Below are 15,017 nucleotides of genomic sequence, written 5' to 3' on the forward strand. Positions count from 1 at the left end.
CAGGGAGGAGGCCAGCATGAACAGCACCCACCCCGCCCGCCTGCGGTTCTTGGGTGCGACGGACACCGTCACCGGTTCCCGCTACCTCCTCGAATCCCGGGACACACGGATCCTGGTCGACTGCGGCCTCTTCCAAGGCTACAAACGCCTCCGCGACCGCAATAGGAGCCCCTTTCCCGTTGCCCCCGGTTCCATCGATGCCGTGCTGCTTACGCACGCGCACCTGGACCACACCGGATACGTTCCGGCTCTTGTCCGGGACGGTTTCACCGGTCCGATCTACGCAACTCACGGGACCAGCGAATTGTGCAAGCTCCTGCTTCCGGACAGCGGTCATCTTCAGGAAGAGGAAGCCCGTTACGCCGAGCATCGAGGCTCCTCGGTCCATATTCCGGCTCTTCCGGTCTACACCGCAGCCGATGCGGTCAGGTCCTTGAACGCCTTCGAGCCCCGGGATTTTGATGCCCCGCTTGATCTTGGAGACGGCATCGAGGCCACGTTCCTCCCGGCCGGACATATCCTTGGCGCTGCCCAGATCCACATCAACGTTGATGGGCATTCCGTGCACTTCACGGGAGACCTGGGGCGTGCCGCCGATCCCCTGATGTTCCCACCCCGCGAGCTCGAGGCCACCGATACCCTCGTGACCGAATCCACGTATGGAAACCGGGTCCATCCGGAGCAGAACCCCGAGACCGAGCTCGGCGCAGTGGTCTCCCGCGTCGCCAAGCGCGGGGGAGTCATCATGATTGCCGCGTTCGCCGTCGGCCGCGCAGAAACCCTGATGCTCCACCTCTCCCGGCTCCGTCGCCAAGGGCTAATCCCGGACATCCCGATCTACCTCAACAGTCCGATGGCCATCGACGCCTCCTACATGTACCGGCAGCACCCTGATGAACACCGCCTCCTCGTTGACGAGTTCGAAGATATGTACAAGCTGGCCACCATGACACGTACCGCCGAAGATTCCAAGCTTCTCAACCTGAGGCGAGGCCCTATGATCATCATCTCCGCCAGTGGCATGATCACCGGCGGACGAATCCTTCACCACCTTGAGGCCTATGGTCCGGATCCGAAAAACGCTCTCATCCTCAGTGGCTACCAAGCCGGGGGAACCCGCGGCGCGGATCTGGCGGCCGGAGCGAAGGAACTCAGAATCTACGGGCAGGACGTCCCGATACGGGCCGAAGTAATACAAATTGAAGGATTCTCCGCGCATGCCGACGGCGAGGAGATCATCCGTTGGATGCGCACAGCGGCCCGAGCCCCGCAAATGACTTACATCACCCACGGTGAACCTGATGCCTCCGAGGCCTTGCGTCGCCGCATCAAACGTGAACTGGGCTGGAACGCTCGGATCCCCGAATACCTCGAAGCAATTTCGCTCGACAATCCGCACTAGCACCAATAGATCCCGGCAGGCATAGGAGGCCGATGATGGCTCTCTCCGAGCATGAAAAGAAGGCACTGGATCAGATCGCCCAGGAACTGGAGCACGACGACCCGAAATTTGCGTCCAAGATGCGAGCGACGCTCCTGCGGACCAAAGCCCGGCACACGGCTTCCGGTATCTTCACCGCCCTCGTCGGATTCATTGTGCTGCTGACCGGAGTCGGAGCCCGCACCCCGGCCTTGGGAATCGTCGGGTTCACCATCATGGGTGTCGGCACCTACTTGGCAACGATGCGCGTCGCTTCCCTCAGGCTCCCACGGCGTCCGAGTGACTCCCCGTCGATGGGGCCTGCGGAGATGGGGTAGCTGGGACGGTGGCCATCGGTGAGGCAGGGGGTCTCAGAACGGCGCCGCAGCAGCCTGCGCGCCGTCCGAGGAGGACGCTGGGCGTCGGAGTCAGGCCCCCGAGTCAGGCGAGATATACGTGGCGACCTGTCACGATGGCTGCATGCATCCGGATGAAATCAGTCCTTGCCCCGCCGGCCCAAGGCTCTTCCATGATCTGTCCCCAAAGAAAGGTCAACAGCTCCGGTTCCTCCACATGAGAGGAGGGCCCACTCACCAGAACGGACCAGCCCTCGCTTCGGTCGGGCCGTGCCTCATCAATCTCGAACGACGAACTAAGCCGAGGTACTGCGTCGCTGATGGTTCCGGCAGCAGAGGTGCGGAAGTAGATCGCCCGGTTGTGGACGAGATAGCTGACGGGGAGGATCATCACTCTGTTCTTGTAGTTGAATCCGAAGCGGCCTGTGTCTTGAGAGCACAGCAGCTCCCAGCACCGTTCCTCGCTGAGCTCCTCCGTGACGTGCCGGGTACCGTCAATGCGGCTTGGTTCGATGTTGGGAAGGGACATTCGTTCTCCTTGGGGCAGGTTCAGCGGGTCAAGGCACGGGGCGAAGGGAACAAAGGCGGCCCGTGTATTTCAACTCTTCTCGGGAGCATGGACAACAAGGACCGGGCAGTGGGCGTGTGCAACGCAGGCTGAACTTACCGATCCGACCAGCAGTCCGCCGAATCCTCCGTGGCCACGCCTGCCGAGGACTACCATGTCCGCTTCCCGACTAGCCTCAATAAGGGATTCCCGGGCGTGACCACGGACAACGCGAGAGACGACGTTGTCCGGCAAGTCCGGACCGAACACTTTTTCCAGGGATTCCTTGAGGACTTGCCCGGCGCTTTCTTCGAAGTCTTCGATGCCCATGGCCACATAGCCGCCATAGACCTGCGGGAACTCCCAGTAAGCAGTAGCTACCACTTGCGCGCCCAGCGGAACTGCAAGGTTCTGCGCCTGCCTCAGTGCTTCGAGTGAGGCTTCGGAGCCATCAACACCGACAATGATTCTGGCTGTGGATGCTTCCTTGCTCATAATCTCCTCCTGCGGTGGGGGTCTTTCCGTACTCCGTTAGCGTGACCGGTGGCTGTCCGCGACGATAGGGCCGAAAGACACACCCGCGACCCGCTTCGCGGACCCGCACCCACACGAGGCACGGAGCGGCCGATCGGCTGGACCCTGTCTTCTAGTCTCGTGTTATTGGGATCTTACGAGCAGACGAGGATTGGACCTTCTCCGGAATCGGGGCGCGCACCTCAAGGACGCCGTCCTTGTATGATGCGGAGATATCGTCCTGCTGGACGCTGTCGGGCAGAGGGATCCTGCGCACAAAGGAGCCGTAACGGAATTCCGATCGATAGCTGCCTTTGTCCTTTTCCTCCTTCTTCTCCTGCCGTTCAGCACGTATTTCAAGGAACCCTTCGCCAAGGGTGATTTCGACATCTTTCTCCGGATCGATCCCTGGCAGTTCAGCGCGGACCACCAGGGTAGTGCCTTCAACCAATTGTTCGACTCTGATTCCGGCTGCCGCCACATCACCTTCGAAGAGCCGTTCGATCATTTCGATGGGTGAGCGACGTGTGTCGAACCACCTGATTAAGTCCGTCATGACTGCCTCCTAAGCTTGGATCCCGTCAGGCCTGAACCGGTCTGACCCTTCCAGAATGCGAATCCCCGGGAGGGGGCTCCAGAGGCTTTGGTCCCGTCACTTCCGGGGCCGGAGTGTCAGGTCAGGCGTCCCGTGGGAACCACCACTGGGATGGTGCGCTGATGACGAACCTGCGACCACTCAGTTCCGCCGGCGTTATCCGGACCAGGTGTTCTTTGGTGCCTGGCGCCCACGGCGAGAGTTCCATAGCTGGAGTCTCCTGCAGTTCTTCATCTTCCGTGACAATCTCGGCGTGACCCTTGACGATGACGCTCCATGCAATGGTGCCGTAGGTGTTCAGACCGTCGGCTTCAAGCACGATTCTTTGACCGGCCAGAACTGCATTCAGTTTGGTACCTGGGCCTGTCCGGAAGATCACTGTTCCCTCGTCGGGTATGTAGTTGATCGGGAAGATCTCCGGGTCGCCGCTACTGACGACCGCCACCCTAGCAACGGAGGAAGAACGGAGGTACTTCCAGCAATCATGGACACTGAGCACTTCGGTGTCCGGCCTCGACTCTAAATTCTCCATAAGGCTGAGCCTACAGATCCGGGCCAAGCGGCAGTAGAGGAACCGCCGACGGTATCCAGTGTGACGAAGTGACAGGACCCATGGAGATTCGACGGCAGGGAGCTGGTCGCGGCTACCGCGAGCTGCGCTCCACGTGGAGCAGCAAGCCGCGCAGGAGCATTGTCATTCTTGTCGTCCCCGCCCGGGAGGTAATGAGCTCGGCGGCTAGTTCCGACGGGGTCATCGGCCCTTCGACGCGAAAGTCGTCAGTGTCGACCAGGGGCTGGGCGAGTTTTGTCCCGTCGACACCCAGCTGGATGAGTCTGCCGGGGGACTCATCCACGGCAGGAGTGGCAGCGAATCCCTCGTGGCCGTGTTGCCGGCCGGTATCACGTTCCCTGCCCAGTCCACGGTTCCGGTGTCGTACGCCGGGGGCGGGACGACATTTACACGAGGGCTATCCATTGTTCTGAACGGATGCACGGTGGGTGGCGGCGGACCCACACTCAGCTGCAACCTTCGGACCTCCCATGGAAACTGGAATGCCGGCGATTGCATCCGGTTCTCTCCGCAAGTTGCAGTGAACTCGGCCGCGAACCTGGGAACCGAGTCTGGGAACGTAGTCCCCGGCGTCGCGGGTAGGCGAGCCGCAGTGGTCCTGAACCGTCGTCGGTGTGCCGTCGCCGGAAGAGAGAGGACTCGTCAAGGTCCAGGAACCGCTGGGGAAACGGAAGAATGTTCCCGGAATCCCATCACACTCGGGGGGCCCCCCGCTATGCATTAGTGAATCCCGGAATTGGGAATCACAGAAGCGGGACAGGGCTGGCTGAAAGCGCCCCCTGGGCAAGACGGCTTCGGCATCGAACTACTCGGAAGCATGATCCCGAATGAACAGGGACCGAATAGACCAAAGATTTCGATGTTCAACGCACGAATAACTGATGGGGAAAAATGAGAACCAAACTGAAAATGACAAGCAAGATCGCCACAACCACTCTTGGAATTGCAGCCCTCATGTTGATGGGAACTGTGGGCGCAAACGCCTCGACTGAGGCCCCCATGCCTAATGCCGCAAACACGATTGCGCCAGGTACAACGGGTGACGTCGGAGCTACGATTTTGAACAAGTGGGGAACTGATGCGACCGGTAACTTAACCCTTTTTCTTACCGCGCCATCACATTCGACCTTCCCCCTCAACCAAGTGTGGGGCAGCGATTTTATTCAGGGTGCACAGGACACCGGATCCAGGACTGAATTCACAAATTGCACCCGGTCGAACGACTGGAAGACCATGACGTGCAAGGCGGCCCTCACCATTCCGGCTGCTGGAAACGGCAAGTACAGTGGCATGAAATTTACCACTCCTATTGCGGTCGACCCCAATGCACCAGCAGGCACTACTTTCACTGACGGTGATTTCAATATGACCAACAGCCTCAACAACAGTTCCGGCAGCGAGATCAGTGGCGGCCGGACAAGTCTGCAGTACAAGACGCCGCCAGTGGCGGCGGACGCGATCGCGGCGGTCCCGGTGGAGGCGGTCCCGATGGTTGACCCGATGGTCGGTCTCGGTGCCGGAGTCGTTATCGCCGGTGCGGGAGCCGCAGTGGCCCTGAACCGTCGTCGGCGTGTCGTCGCCGGAATCTGACGTTGCAGCATAGCAAGCGCAGGGCTCCACGGGACTGAACAAACGCCCAGGAAGCCTCAGGCCGCCGGTCGGCACGGTGGAGTAATCGTGGACCGGGGGTAAGTTCTCTTGGACTGCGTGCCCTCCGGCCCCGATGCCGGAGGGCACGCGTGTCCCCAGCCGAAGGCACGGCCGTCCACGAGCCGGGCAGGCCACCGCTTGGTTCTCCCGAGGAGGGAGGACTCAATCACCAATCCCAGTTACCAATCTCGACGGTCACGCTATGGCCGCGTTCTGGTCGATAACCAGCGCTTTGGCGACGATTGTCGTCGCACTCTCGGCTACCGAATCCAGTCGCTGCCGGCGGACATGGAATGAACAACCATCATCGCCGAAACCGGAACCCCAGCTACGACGACGGACCGGAATTCACGGCCCCGACACTGATCGACTGGTGCAACACCGGCGGGTCGCTATCGCGTTCATCGACCCGGATGGACCATTCGCCCCATGAAGGGTCCGGGCCGTCGTGCAGTCGGGCGCCTGTGAAGCACGTAGTCACGTTATCGTTGGTCCAACACATCTAATCAGGAGGGTGCATGCCGTACGTTGTTGACTTCCAGAACGTGTCCACTGCCGGTCTGGAGTCTTCTCCGGTTGCCGATGCGCTTGCCGGGTTGCGCGCCAACGAGGGCCGTTACTACCGGAACAAGTACGGTCACGTGTTCACTGTGAGCCCTGCGAGCGAGGTTCCGGAAGTAGTCGAGCGGGTGAGCCGGATCCTGAAGGACGAGCGAGACATCGTCATCGGCTCACGTCCCCTCGAGGCGACCGCCTTCGAAGTGGACGGCTTGCGGATGGCTTATGTGTTCTACGAATCGGGGCTGTCGATCAACGTCATGTACAGCATCGAGGACGGCGGGAAACGGGCGGTCGGATTCAAACTCGCCGACGGCATGGAGATTCCGGAGGAACTGGCATCACGTTTCAAGTTCGCACGCCAAAAATCGAAGCTCGCAGGAGTTATCCGCGGCTCCTATTTCGTGATCAAAGGCGAGTACTGAAGCCTGAAAACCGGTGGCAGGATACTGGCAACAGGGGTAAATGCATCATCGATGGATGGTTCCGGCAGTATCAGGTACGTCTGCAAGGACGACCGTCACCCGGGTCTCCTGGACTCCTGAGTCGGACGTGAAGGTTCCGATAAGGGAAAGTTCCCCGGCGACGCCCATTTCTTCGTGGAGTTCGGCTTGAGCCGTCGCTAAGGGGTCGGCATTCACGGCGAAGCCGCGTGGCTTCGCCGTGGTGGCCTCAAATTCTACGTCCTTGGCCCAAAGCGTGAACAGCACGGACAGCCGCACCACGCCAATCAAAGTCACCATCTCGCGAGATGCCTCGCTCAAGGCCTTCTCACCATCGCCGGACTTCCCGGGCGACGACGGGAACGAGTGCGTCGCATTCGTCCCAGAGAACTTCTCCTGATGATGCCGTGGCCTCGACCCGATTGCGCTGACGAGCTCCCCTCCATGCTGCTGCCGCCCCGGGAGCATGCCCGCCAAACGACGTTCTTCCGGTCTGGGGCAGGTGGCGTAGATCAATGGCTCCATCCCGGCGTTCGTCAATGAACGAGTGACCAGGTGGATGCTGCGGAGCGGGAGTCTGTGTCGTTCAGAACCCAGGCCGTGAAGGTGATGACCTGCCCCGCCATTGCCGTGACCATACCGGCGCCCGATGGTTGATCCGCTGGTCGGCCTCGTTGCGGGACAGGGCGCCGGTAATTGTCCCGAACCGGCGTCGGCGTGCTGGCGCCGGAAACTAAGGGACTCAGCAAATGTCCAGGAAGCATCCAGCGCGCCGATCCGCGCGGTTGAGTAATCGTGGACGGCGGACGACCTCCTGTCCCGTGTGCCCTTCGGCCCCTCCCGGAGGGCACACTTCCTCCCCAAAGCTGCCGCAGGAAACCGTCGCCGGGGAAACGAAAGAAAGTTTTCGGAATACCGTCACACTCGGGCCCCTCGCCGCTATGCATCAGTGAATCCCGAGACGGGGAATCACTATGGGGAATCACTGAAGTGGACACGGCTGGCTGAAAGCGCCCTGGGCAAGTCAGCTTCGGCATCGAACTACTCGGAAGCATGATCTCGAACGAAACAGGGACCGAATAGGCCAAAAGTGTCGATGTTCAACGCACCAAAACCTAAGGAGGAAACAATGAGAACCAAACCGAGAATGACAAGCAAGATTGCCGCAACCACCCTTGCGGTTTCAGCCCTCATGGTGATGGGAACTGTAGGTGCCAATGCCTCGACTACAGCCCCCACGGTCAATGCTGCAAACACGATTGCGCCAGGAGCAACGGGTGACGTCGGAGCTACGATTTTGAACGAATGGGGCACCGATGAGACAGGTACCGTAGCGCTCACTCTTACCGCGCCATCAAATTCGACCTTCAGCACCACCCAAGTGTGGGGTAGCAATTTTGTCCAGGGGGTGCAGTCCAACGCCTCCGCCCCGGTATTCACAAATTGCACCTTGTCGAACGGCAATAAAACCATGAAGTGCAGTGGGAAGATCACCATTCCAGCGGCTGGAAACAACAAGCTAAGCGGCGTTAAATTCACTACTTCTGTAACCGTCGACCCCACCGCACCAGGAAACACGACTTTCACTGACGGTGCGTTCGTTATGACCAACAGCGCAGAACAGGACTCTTCGGGTGCCTCCATTATCAGTGGCGGTACGACAAATTTGCAGTACTCGACACCGCCAGTGGCGGCGGTCCCGATGGTTGACCCGACGGTCGGCCTCGGTGCCGGAGTCGTTATCGCCGGTGCGGGAGCCGCAGTGGCCCTGAACCGTCGTCGGCGTGTCGTCGCCGGAATCTAACACGGTGCAGCTTAGCAAGCGCAGGCCCTCACGGGACTGAACAACGTCCAGGAAGCCTCAGGCCGTCGGTCGGCACGGTGGAATAATCGTCGACCGCGGGTAAGTTCTCTCGGACTGCGTGCCCTCTGGCCCCGCTGCCGGAGGGCACGCGCGTACCCCCGCCGCGGGCACCGCTCTCCACGAGCCGGGCAGGCCACCGCTTTGTTCTCCCGCATTCTGAACGTCGGGATGGGCATCAAGCAGCTTCGGCGGGACAAGACAACGCTGGGCTATCAGCGCCATTTCACGTATGGAAAGCCCGTTCGAGCCGGTGCCCGGCAAGCCAACGGCGGCCCGGTATGTCACGTAGCGGACCAGAGGGTGGACCCGAACAAGGCCACCGTCTGCGTCACGGACGCAGACGGTCGGCGTCCGGAAGACGCCCTGACCGAGGTGCTGCCCGCTTTCGAGGATCCCGACGTCGGGGGTGTCCAGCTGGCCGTGTGCATCCGGAACCGCACCGCGAATTTCCTGCCCCGCCTCCAGGATTACCAGTTCTGATCCCAGTACCCTCAGCCACGACTGCGAATCCAGTTGCTTAAGTGCAAGGGCACCCCCTACGACGACGCGGACAGTGGCCCGGGCCGGACGGCTGCCGCCGTGCTTCGCGCCCAGGACTCCGGTAAAGGCCAGGGCGAGCAGGACCACGGCGAACGTCAGCGGCACCCGCAGCTGCTGGGGGGACAACAGGATGGCCGCCAGCGGCAGCACTCCTCCCGCGGTGAAGGCGACCGCCGATGCCATGGCAGCATTCCAGGGACTGACCACTTCGTCAAAGCTCAGCCAGCTCAGCCTCCGGATTGTCCGTGAGCTCGGTTTTTTCCTTGTCGATCATGGCACGCTGGCTACTGACCGATACGTATTCTCCCAGCGCCATCGAAATGGCACCGCCCACGAGGACCGCGACGCCGGCAGTGAGAACCGGGGCAGTCACCGGAGTGGCCCTGGCGACACCCACGACGATCGCGGCCACGGAAACGATCCCGTCGTTCGAGCCCAGCACCCCGGCCCGAAGCCAGTTCAGCGTTCCGGCCAGGCCACCTTCGGGGCATGGGGTTCATCCGCATGCTGCCGCGGCGGGTCGGACGGCCTCTCCTCGTTTGACGTGTCCGAAGTCAACCACGGCGACCAACCCGGACCTGCCTCGGCCGTGTCGTGGTTACCCCGTTGGGTATACACGGGGAATCCCGGGCCATGAACATGTGCCGGGGTTGGGTCAGTGAACGAGCCCTGAGACGAGGTTTATGACCGTTGCAAGCACGATGGCGCCCAGAACGTAGGAGAGCAATGCCTGGCGGAGGGCCGTATAGCGGATCTGGTCCGTTGTAAGGTTTGTGTCCGAGACCTGGAAGGTCATGCCGATGGTGAAGGAAAGGTAGGCAAAATCCATGTACCGGGGCGGCTTCTTCTCGTTGAAGTCCACACCATCGGCTTCCCTGTAGTAAATGGTTGCGTACCGTAGCGTGAAGAGCGTTTGCACTAGGAGCCAGGACAACGTGACGCTGCCCAGTGCCAGGGCAATGATGGCCGCCTTCAACCCGCCTTGGGCTGATCCGGCCTCCAGCAGGATCAGGGCGACCCCGCCGAAGCTGCCGATGGTGGCCGCGAGCACCAGCAGGTCTGAAACAACACGGCCGGGATCCTCACCCCTGGCGCGGGCGTGGGCTTCGGTGCCGGCAGCATCCAGGGTCCCGATGACAGACCAGACCCAGATTAGGTAGGTCAGTGACGCGGTCGCCCATCCCAGCGCGGGGGCATAGGCCCAGGACATGAAATTCCCGACCGCAAGCGCTACGGCCAGCCCCACGCCAGCCATGGCGGTCAGGTGGATGCCCGAGCGGTGGACAGGAGGTTTGAAAGTAGAAATGCTCATGGCCTGATCATGACACTCCGACCTCGATATGAAGGTGTGCCTGCTCTGTGCCGCCGCCGCCCTTCGGGACCGCGGCGGCCGTCGTAGCACGATGGCAGGTTCTGCTGGCCGTTTCCGGCGGTGGCGAGGATAATCCGGACCACCGGCAACACCGGAAGTCCTCACCAGCGGACCAGAAGGAGCATCATGACCAAACAAAGCTCACCTTCCAAAGGCACGGAACACCGCAAACCGGTAGTGAAATGGCTGGACGAACCACAAGGACCATCGCATGATCCGGGCCTTCAACAAGCCCGGCAACCAATCGCGCCGGCTTTTCGGTGAGTTCCTCGGGAACTTACCTTCTGGTGTTGGCCGCGGCCGGCGCAGACGTGGTAAACACCGCCACGCACGGAGGCCTCGGGCACACGGCCATCACGATGACGCCGGCGTTGACGATCATCGCCGTCGTTCTCTTCGTCGGCCCCGTTTCCGGGGCTCATCTGAACCCCGTCGTGACCTTGGCGTTCGCACTGCGTCGGGACTTTCCGTGCCCAAGAGTCCTGGCTATGTACTCGCCCAGGCTGCCGGAGCCATGCTCGCCTCCGCCACGCTCCTGGCCGAGTTTGGCCACAACGGCAAGGACGGAATGAAGGTTCCAGGCCCGGAATTCACCGACTTTCAGGCATTCACCGTGCAAGTCCTGCTGACCGCGGGGCTCGTCGGCACCGTCCTCGCCGTTGCCTCCGGGGCGCAGAACGTGGGCGCGCTGTCTGCATTCGGGATCGCCGCGTACATCGTCATGGCCGGCCTGTGGGGAGGCCCCGTCAGCGGAGCGTCAATGGACCCGATCAGGTCGTTCGGTCCTGACCTGACCACTGGAGATTTCAGCCGATCCTGGATCTACGCCACCGGCCCGGTCGCTGGCTCCGTCCTCGCAGCGGCCATAGCGCGTGTCCTGCGGGGCCGGGGCGGCCAGGCCGCCGCCGACGGGGCGGTGGTGCTTGCACCGGTCGCGGGTTGCGTTGCCGGGGAGATGCCGAAGCCCGTGATCGGCAGAGTCGGGAAGGAAATGTTTCCTCCGGCCAGCGAGGTTGCTTGCTGCGTCTGGCGTCGCGAGCTGCTTGGTATGTGGCGTCATCATCGGCTTTACCGGCGTTGATCAGGGAAGTTCTCGCGGCGTCGAACCCGTAGCCGTAGGTTTCCTTGCTCAACTTCGGGACATCCTGGCCGTTCAAAGCGCCCGAACGGTCGAGGTTTGCGTTGAAACTCAGCGCGGTACCACCCACATACACGACGGCACCAAGGACGAGTGCCGCCACGGCCAGAGCGGCGACGAGGACAATCCTGCGACGGCGGACCCTGAGCTCCAGGTCACGTTCCAGGAGTTGCTCATACAGCGACGACGGTGGCTCGTTGTGGGGTTCAGCGATCGGGTGCTTTGTTTCCTAGTGGCCGGTGCGTGTTTCGGACTCGACGTGGTTGCTGCCGGTAGCTGCGCGGTTGTGTTCGCGGCGGGCCCAGTCGTCCGGGATCGCCGCTTCGAGGGCGTCGTCAACGGTGATAACGCCGAGAATCCGGCGTTCGGCATCCAGTACGGGGAGGGTGAGCAGGTTGAAGTCGGCCATCGTGGTGGTAACTTCGATGATGTCATCGCCGGGTTGTGCGCTGACAGGTTCGGGGTCGGCCACCTCGCCAAGGGTCTTGCTCGGGCTGGATTGCAGAGCCTGGACCAGGCCGATGACGCCTGCGAGTGTTCCGTCCGGGTGGAGGGAATAGATAGTTGTCAGTGCTTCCGGCTGTTGGGCGGTGGCAGTTCGGACACTGTTGATCGCCTCCGCGACGGTGGTGGTTGAGGGAAGGGCCGTGTAGTCGGTTCCCATCAGTCCGCCGGCCGTTGCGTCATGGTAGCCAAGGAGCGCCATGACTTTGGCGTGCTGGGTTGGCGGCAGGAGGGCAAGGATCGCTTTGCGACGTTCCTGGGGCAGGTCCATGACAGCATCTGCGGCATCGTCGGCGCGCATGTGGGCCAATACGTCCGCGACTTCCTGGTCACTGCGGTCCTTCAAGATCCGCGACTGGCGGTCGTCATCGAGCTCTTCAAAGACATCCGCCTCAAGCTCGGGATCCTTATGTACCTGTGCCAGGAGTTCGTGCTGTTCTTTGTCAGAGGAGTCTTCAATGAGGTCAGCGATCTGGGCCGGCTTCATCTTGCGGAAGCGTGCAGAATCCGAGCGCACCTTGCTGGAGTCCTTGTGGCCGATGAGGGGCAGGAACTGGTTCCAGTCGCGGGAGGCGTGGGGTTTGTGGCTGCGCTCGGTCCGGAACCACCGGGGCTTGTGGACGTCGAGTCCGGTGGCCTCCCAAGTGTCTGCGTTCTGGGTGAGTTCGATGTCGTAGGCCTTGACCATGATGGTGCGTTCGATGTCGATGAGCCGGTGTCCGAGGACGTCTTCCTGGAGCAGGACTTCGCCTTCGCGCCGGCTGAAGGGGCGCAGGTCCAGCTTGGTGGTGCGCAGCCGGACGCCGTCAGCCTCGATGCCTGCCACGTCCTCGACTGTCGTGAAGATCTGGGTGTTGCCCACACTGACGACCAGACCGCTGAGTGTGGGGTAGACCCCGTCGCGAAGACGGACGATCACGTCGGCAAGGACGCCGATCTGGTTGCCGTTGGAGTCGAGGACGGGCTGGCGCAGGAGGGTTGAAAGCATGAAGCGCGGTGCGCTGGAAGTGCCGCTGGTGCTCATCGGTGGGAGCCTTTCGGGAGAAGGGGATTGACGGGCCTGTTGTGGAATCTACGCCTTGGGCGTTCAGCCGCCAATAGCCAGCTGAACCACACGGACAATGACCAGGATCATCGCGATGAGGAGGTAGGCGCGCAGGACCGTGAGCCCGGCCCTGCGCGCTGTGGACACTTTCGGTGCCTCGAGTAGCGTCAACGGGGGCATCCTCCATTCGCGGCGCTCGGAGTGGCTGACGGCCTCGCGGGCGGGACCGGGACGGAAGGCACGATAGATCACGTAGGCGATGCAGCCGAGCAGGCATGCACCTGCGCCGATGAAGATAATCGCGACAATGGTTCCTCCTGTCATGTCCGGGAACAGCACGCTGGAAGTCAGGACCAGGGAAAGGATCACGAGGATCCCAATGATGAACGCGGTGAAAATGTTCAGGAATTTGCCATTGACCCATGGCCCGAGCACTTGCTTGTCGTTACACAGCAACAGCAGGAACACGGTGGCGGACGGCAGCAGCACACCGGCAAGCACCTGGACCCCGACGGTGAGCAGGCCAAGTGGCGCTCCCGGAATCAGAACGACGATGGCCGAGATCAGCAGGATGCCGGCGAAGACAGCGTAGAAACCCTTGGCATCGGAGAACTTGCGGTGCAGAGAGTGTTTCAGACCAAGGACATCACCGAGCGCATACGAAGTGGACAGACCAACGGCGGCGGCGCCGATGATCGAAGCATCAATCAGCGCGACGGCGAAGAGCACGCCGGCGGTCTTTCCAACATACTTGCCCAGGCCCTCAGCCACGCCTCCGGCGTCGGTGAAGTTTCCAAACTCAGGCTGGCCGGCGAACGTCGCGGTTGTGAATCCCATGATCGCCCCCGCGCCGACAATGACGATGGCGATACCGATCCAAAGATCAGCCTTTTCGTAGTTGATGAAACGCGGAGTGATGCGCTTGTCAATCAAGTAGGACTGCTGGAAGAACAGCTGCCAGGGCGCAATGGTGGTGCCGACGATTCCGATGATGAGCAGCGTGACTGTTGACAGATCCGAACCAGCAGGAACACCGGGCACCACGAAGTCATGAGCCATCTGGCCCAGGCCCGGGTGCACCATCACGATGATCGGAACCAGCAACAGGGACCCTGCCACGAGGATCATGCAGACACGTTCGAAACGCTTGAAGGACCCCGTGGAAGCTGCCCCGATGATGACGGCGGCCGCTACGAGAACGCCGACGACTTTCGGGATGCCCAGATAGTCAAGGCCGAGGCTGATACCGATAAATTCCGTCACGATAGTCAGAGCGTTCAAGATGAACAAGTCGATCACGCTGAACGCGCCCCAGAACTTGCCGAACCGTTCCAGAATGAGGCGTGCGTGCCCAACGCCTGTGACGACGCCGAGCCTGAGCACCATTTCCTGGTTGACATAGAGAACAGGAACCAGCAGCAGGAGCGTCCACAGGAGGGACGTGCCGTAGTTCTGGCCGGCCTGAGTGTAGGTGCCGAACGCTCCGGCGTCGTTGTCTCCGACCATCACGATGAGGCCGGGACCGACGACGGCCAGGAGAGTCTTCAGTTTGGCCTTCCAACCGCTGCCGGAACCTTCCTGATCCATCTTGATGGTGCCGAAGGCGCCCTTGATGTCGCCGATGTGCGCGCTATCAAGGGATGCCGGTGCTTTGTGTGCCGCAGGCACTGTGGGCTGCGGACCCGTGGGGATGCTCGTGGGGGTGCTCGTGGGCATGGGGTGTCCTTCCCGGGACATGAAGACATCCACCCGTGGCATGCGGAGTGCACTGCCCTCGTGGCAGCCGGGTGGAGTCGCGGGCGACTAGTGGGGGGAACCAGGCGCGGGCTCAAGCCGCGTCAGAAGCTGGATTCAGTGCCGCGCCGAGGCGGCACCGTTGGATCGTTTATGATCATCACTCA

At 61.7% G+C, this 15,017-nt stretch carries 15 protein-coding genes and 2 pseudogenes; 6 read left to right on the forward strand and 11 right to left on the reverse strand.

Annotation, left to right across the window (positions count from 1 at the left end):
• The first annotated feature begins 16 nt into the window (after positions 1–16).
• The gene (locus A3M3_RS0115125) at positions 17–1,402 is read left to right on the forward strand and encodes an MBL fold metallo-hydrolase RNA specificity domain-containing protein (protein WP_028267024.1); all 1,386 of its coding nucleotides are present in this window, start codon (positions 17–19) and stop codon (positions 1,400–1,402) included.
• 32 nt (positions 1,403–1,434) lie between these two features.
• Positions 1,435–1,758, forward strand: coding sequence for a DUF3040 domain-containing protein (locus A3M3_RS25400; RefSeq protein WP_051423216.1), 324 nt, complete (start codon positions 1,435–1,437; stop codon positions 1,756–1,758).
• A 103-nt stretch (positions 1,759–1,861) separates the two neighbouring features.
• On the opposite strand, the gene A3M3_RS0115135 is transcribed toward A3M3_RS25400, so the two are convergent.
• The 5 genes from A3M3_RS0115135 to A3M3_RS0115155 all read right to left on the reverse strand — a co-directional run bounded on the left by A3M3_RS0115135 (position 1,862) and on the right by A3M3_RS0115155 (position 4,285).
• On the reverse strand, positions 1,862–2,305 hold the full coding sequence (locus A3M3_RS0115135) for a pyridoxamine 5'-phosphate oxidase family protein (RefSeq protein WP_028267025.1): 444 nt from the start codon (positions 2,303–2,305) through the stop codon (positions 1,862–1,864).
• 69 nt (positions 2,306–2,374) lie between these two features.
• Positions 2,375–2,818 (reverse strand): universal stress protein, encoded by a 444-nt coding sequence (locus A3M3_RS0115140; RefSeq protein ID WP_028267026.1) that lies wholly within the window; start codon positions 2,816–2,818, stop codon positions 2,375–2,377.
• Between the two features lie 151 nt (positions 2,819–2,969).
• Positions 2,970–3,392 (reverse strand): Hsp20/alpha crystallin family protein, encoded by a 423-nt coding sequence (locus A3M3_RS0115145; RefSeq protein WP_028267027.1) that lies wholly within the window; start codon positions 3,390–3,392, stop codon positions 2,970–2,972.
• Positions 3,393–3,513: 121 nt separating this feature from the next.
• Positions 3,514–3,963: a pyridoxamine 5'-phosphate oxidase family protein gene (locus A3M3_RS0115150; protein ID WP_028267028.1), complete on the reverse strand. Its 450-nt coding sequence runs from the start codon at positions 3,961–3,963 to the stop codon at positions 3,514–3,516.
• Positions 3,964–4,075: 112 nt separating this feature from the next.
• Positions 4,076–4,285, reverse strand: coding sequence for a hypothetical protein (locus A3M3_RS0115155; RefSeq protein ID WP_028267029.1), 210 nt, complete (start codon positions 4,283–4,285; stop codon positions 4,076–4,078).
• A 626-nt stretch (positions 4,286–4,911) separates the two neighbouring features.
• Between A3M3_RS0115155 and A3M3_RS0115160 the strand changes: the two genes are divergently transcribed.
• Both A3M3_RS0115160 and A3M3_RS0115165 read left to right on the forward strand, forming a co-directional pair.
• Entirely contained in the window at positions 4,912–5,592 is a 681-nt protein-coding gene (locus tag A3M3_RS0115160; RefSeq protein WP_028267030.1) for a hypothetical protein, read from the forward strand.
• Between the two features lie 578 nt (positions 5,593–6,170).
• Positions 6,171–6,635 (forward strand): hypothetical protein, encoded by a 465-nt coding sequence (locus tag A3M3_RS0115165; RefSeq protein ID WP_028267031.1) that lies wholly within the window; start codon positions 6,171–6,173, stop codon positions 6,633–6,635.
• A 45-nt stretch (positions 6,636–6,680) separates the two neighbouring features.
• On the opposite strand, the gene A3M3_RS0115170 is transcribed toward A3M3_RS0115165, so the two are convergent.
• Entirely contained in the window at positions 6,681–6,974 is a 294-nt protein-coding gene (locus A3M3_RS0115170) for a hypothetical protein (RefSeq protein WP_155854390.1), read from the reverse strand.
• Positions 6,975–7,694: 720 nt separating this feature from the next.
• Positions 7,695–8,240: a hypothetical protein gene (locus A3M3_RS28135; RefSeq protein ID WP_155854391.1), complete on the reverse strand. Its 546-nt coding sequence runs from the start codon at positions 8,238–8,240 to the stop codon at positions 7,695–7,697.
• Between the two features lie 16 nt (positions 8,241–8,256).
• On the opposite strand from A3M3_RS28135, the gene A3M3_RS28140 reads away from it, so the two are divergent.
• A complete protein-coding gene (locus A3M3_RS28140) occupies positions 8,257–8,457 on the forward strand; it encodes a hypothetical protein (protein ID WP_155854392.1) in 201 nt (66 codons plus the stop codon).
• 579 nt (positions 8,458–9,036) lie between these two features.
• Here A3M3_RS28140 and A3M3_RS28995 read toward each other — a convergent pair.
• Together A3M3_RS28995 and A3M3_RS0115195 are read right to left on the reverse strand one after the other, a co-directional pair.
• A pseudogene (locus A3M3_RS28995) lies at positions 9,037–9,532 on the reverse strand (VIT1/CCC1 transporter family protein); the annotation flags it as partial.
• Positions 9,533–9,712: 180 nt separating this feature from the next.
• Positions 9,713–10,369, reverse strand: coding sequence for a DUF1345 domain-containing protein (locus tag A3M3_RS0115195; RefSeq protein ID WP_028267036.1), 657 nt, complete (start codon positions 10,367–10,369; stop codon positions 9,713–9,715).
• 371 nt (positions 10,370–10,740) lie between these two features.
• Here A3M3_RS0115195 and A3M3_RS27040 point away from each other — a divergent pair.
• Positions 10,741–11,510 (forward strand): annotated as a pseudogene (locus A3M3_RS27040) (MIP/aquaporin family protein).
• A 286-nt stretch (positions 11,511–11,796) separates the two neighbouring features.
• Here A3M3_RS27040 and A3M3_RS25415 read toward each other — a convergent pair.
• Together A3M3_RS25415 and A3M3_RS0115210 are read right to left on the reverse strand one after the other, a co-directional pair.
• On the reverse strand, positions 11,797–13,095 hold the full coding sequence (locus A3M3_RS25415; RefSeq protein ID WP_051423218.1) for a magnesium transporter MgtE N-terminal domain-containing protein: 1,299 nt from the start codon (positions 13,093–13,095) through the stop codon (positions 11,797–11,799).
• Positions 13,096–13,158: 63 nt separating this feature from the next.
• Positions 13,159–14,832, reverse strand: coding sequence for an Nramp family divalent metal transporter (locus tag A3M3_RS0115210; RefSeq protein WP_081736827.1), 1,674 nt, complete (start codon positions 14,830–14,832; stop codon positions 13,159–13,161).
• Positions 14,833–15,017: the final 185 nt, after the last annotated feature.

Source organism: Arthrobacter sp. MA-N2 (assembly GCF_000517125.1).
Classification (GTDB): domain Bacteria; phylum Actinomycetota; class Actinomycetes; order Actinomycetales; family Micrococcaceae; genus Arthrobacter; species Arthrobacter methylotrophus.

What these genes read in the sequence shown, in the direction of transcription:
- A3M3_RS0115210 (WP_081736827.1), bottom strand. Translation starts at nt 14,832, where the DNA reads ATGCCCACGAGCACCCCCACGAGCATCCCCACGGGTCCGCAGCCCACA.
- A3M3_RS25400 (WP_051423216.1), top strand. Translation starts at nt 1,435, where the DNA reads ATGATGGCTCTCTCCGAGCATGAAAAGAAGGCACTGGATCAGATCGCC.
- A3M3_RS0115125 (WP_028267024.1), top strand. Translation starts at nt 17, where the DNA reads ATGAACAGCACCCACCCCGCCCGCCTGCGGTTCTTGGGTGCGACGGAC.
- A3M3_RS0115135 (WP_028267025.1), bottom strand. Translation starts at nt 2,305, where the DNA reads ATGTCCCTTCCCAACATCGAACCAAGCCGCATTGACGGTACCCGGCAC.
- A3M3_RS0115160 (WP_028267030.1), top strand. Translation starts at nt 4,912, where the DNA reads ATGACAAGCAAGATCGCCACAACCACTCTTGGAATTGCAGCCCTCATG.
- A3M3_RS0115140 (WP_028267026.1), bottom strand. Translation starts at nt 2,818, where the DNA reads ATGAGCAAGGAAGCATCCACAGCCAGAATCATTGTCGGTGTTGATGGC.
- A3M3_RS25415 (WP_051423218.1), bottom strand. Translation starts at nt 13,095, where the DNA reads ATGAGCACCAGCGGCACTTCCAGCGCACCGCGCTTCATGCTTTCAACC.
- A3M3_RS0115145 (WP_028267027.1), bottom strand. Translation starts at nt 3,392, where the DNA reads ATGACGGACTTAATCAGGTGGTTCGACACACGTCGCTCACCCATCGAA.
- A3M3_RS0115150 (WP_028267028.1), bottom strand. Translation starts at nt 3,963, where the DNA reads ATGGAGAATTTAGAGTCGAGGCCGGACACCGAAGTGCTCAGTGTCCAT.
- A3M3_RS0115195 (WP_028267036.1), bottom strand. Translation starts at nt 10,369, where the DNA reads ATGAGCATTTCTACTTTCAAACCTCCTGTCCACCGCTCGGGCATCCAC.
- A3M3_RS28140 (WP_155854392.1), top strand. Translation starts at nt 8,257, where the DNA reads ATGACCAACAGCGCAGAACAGGACTCTTCGGGTGCCTCCATTATCAGT.
- A3M3_RS0115165 (WP_028267031.1), top strand. Translation starts at nt 6,171, where the DNA reads ATGCCGTACGTTGTTGACTTCCAGAACGTGTCCACTGCCGGTCTGGAG.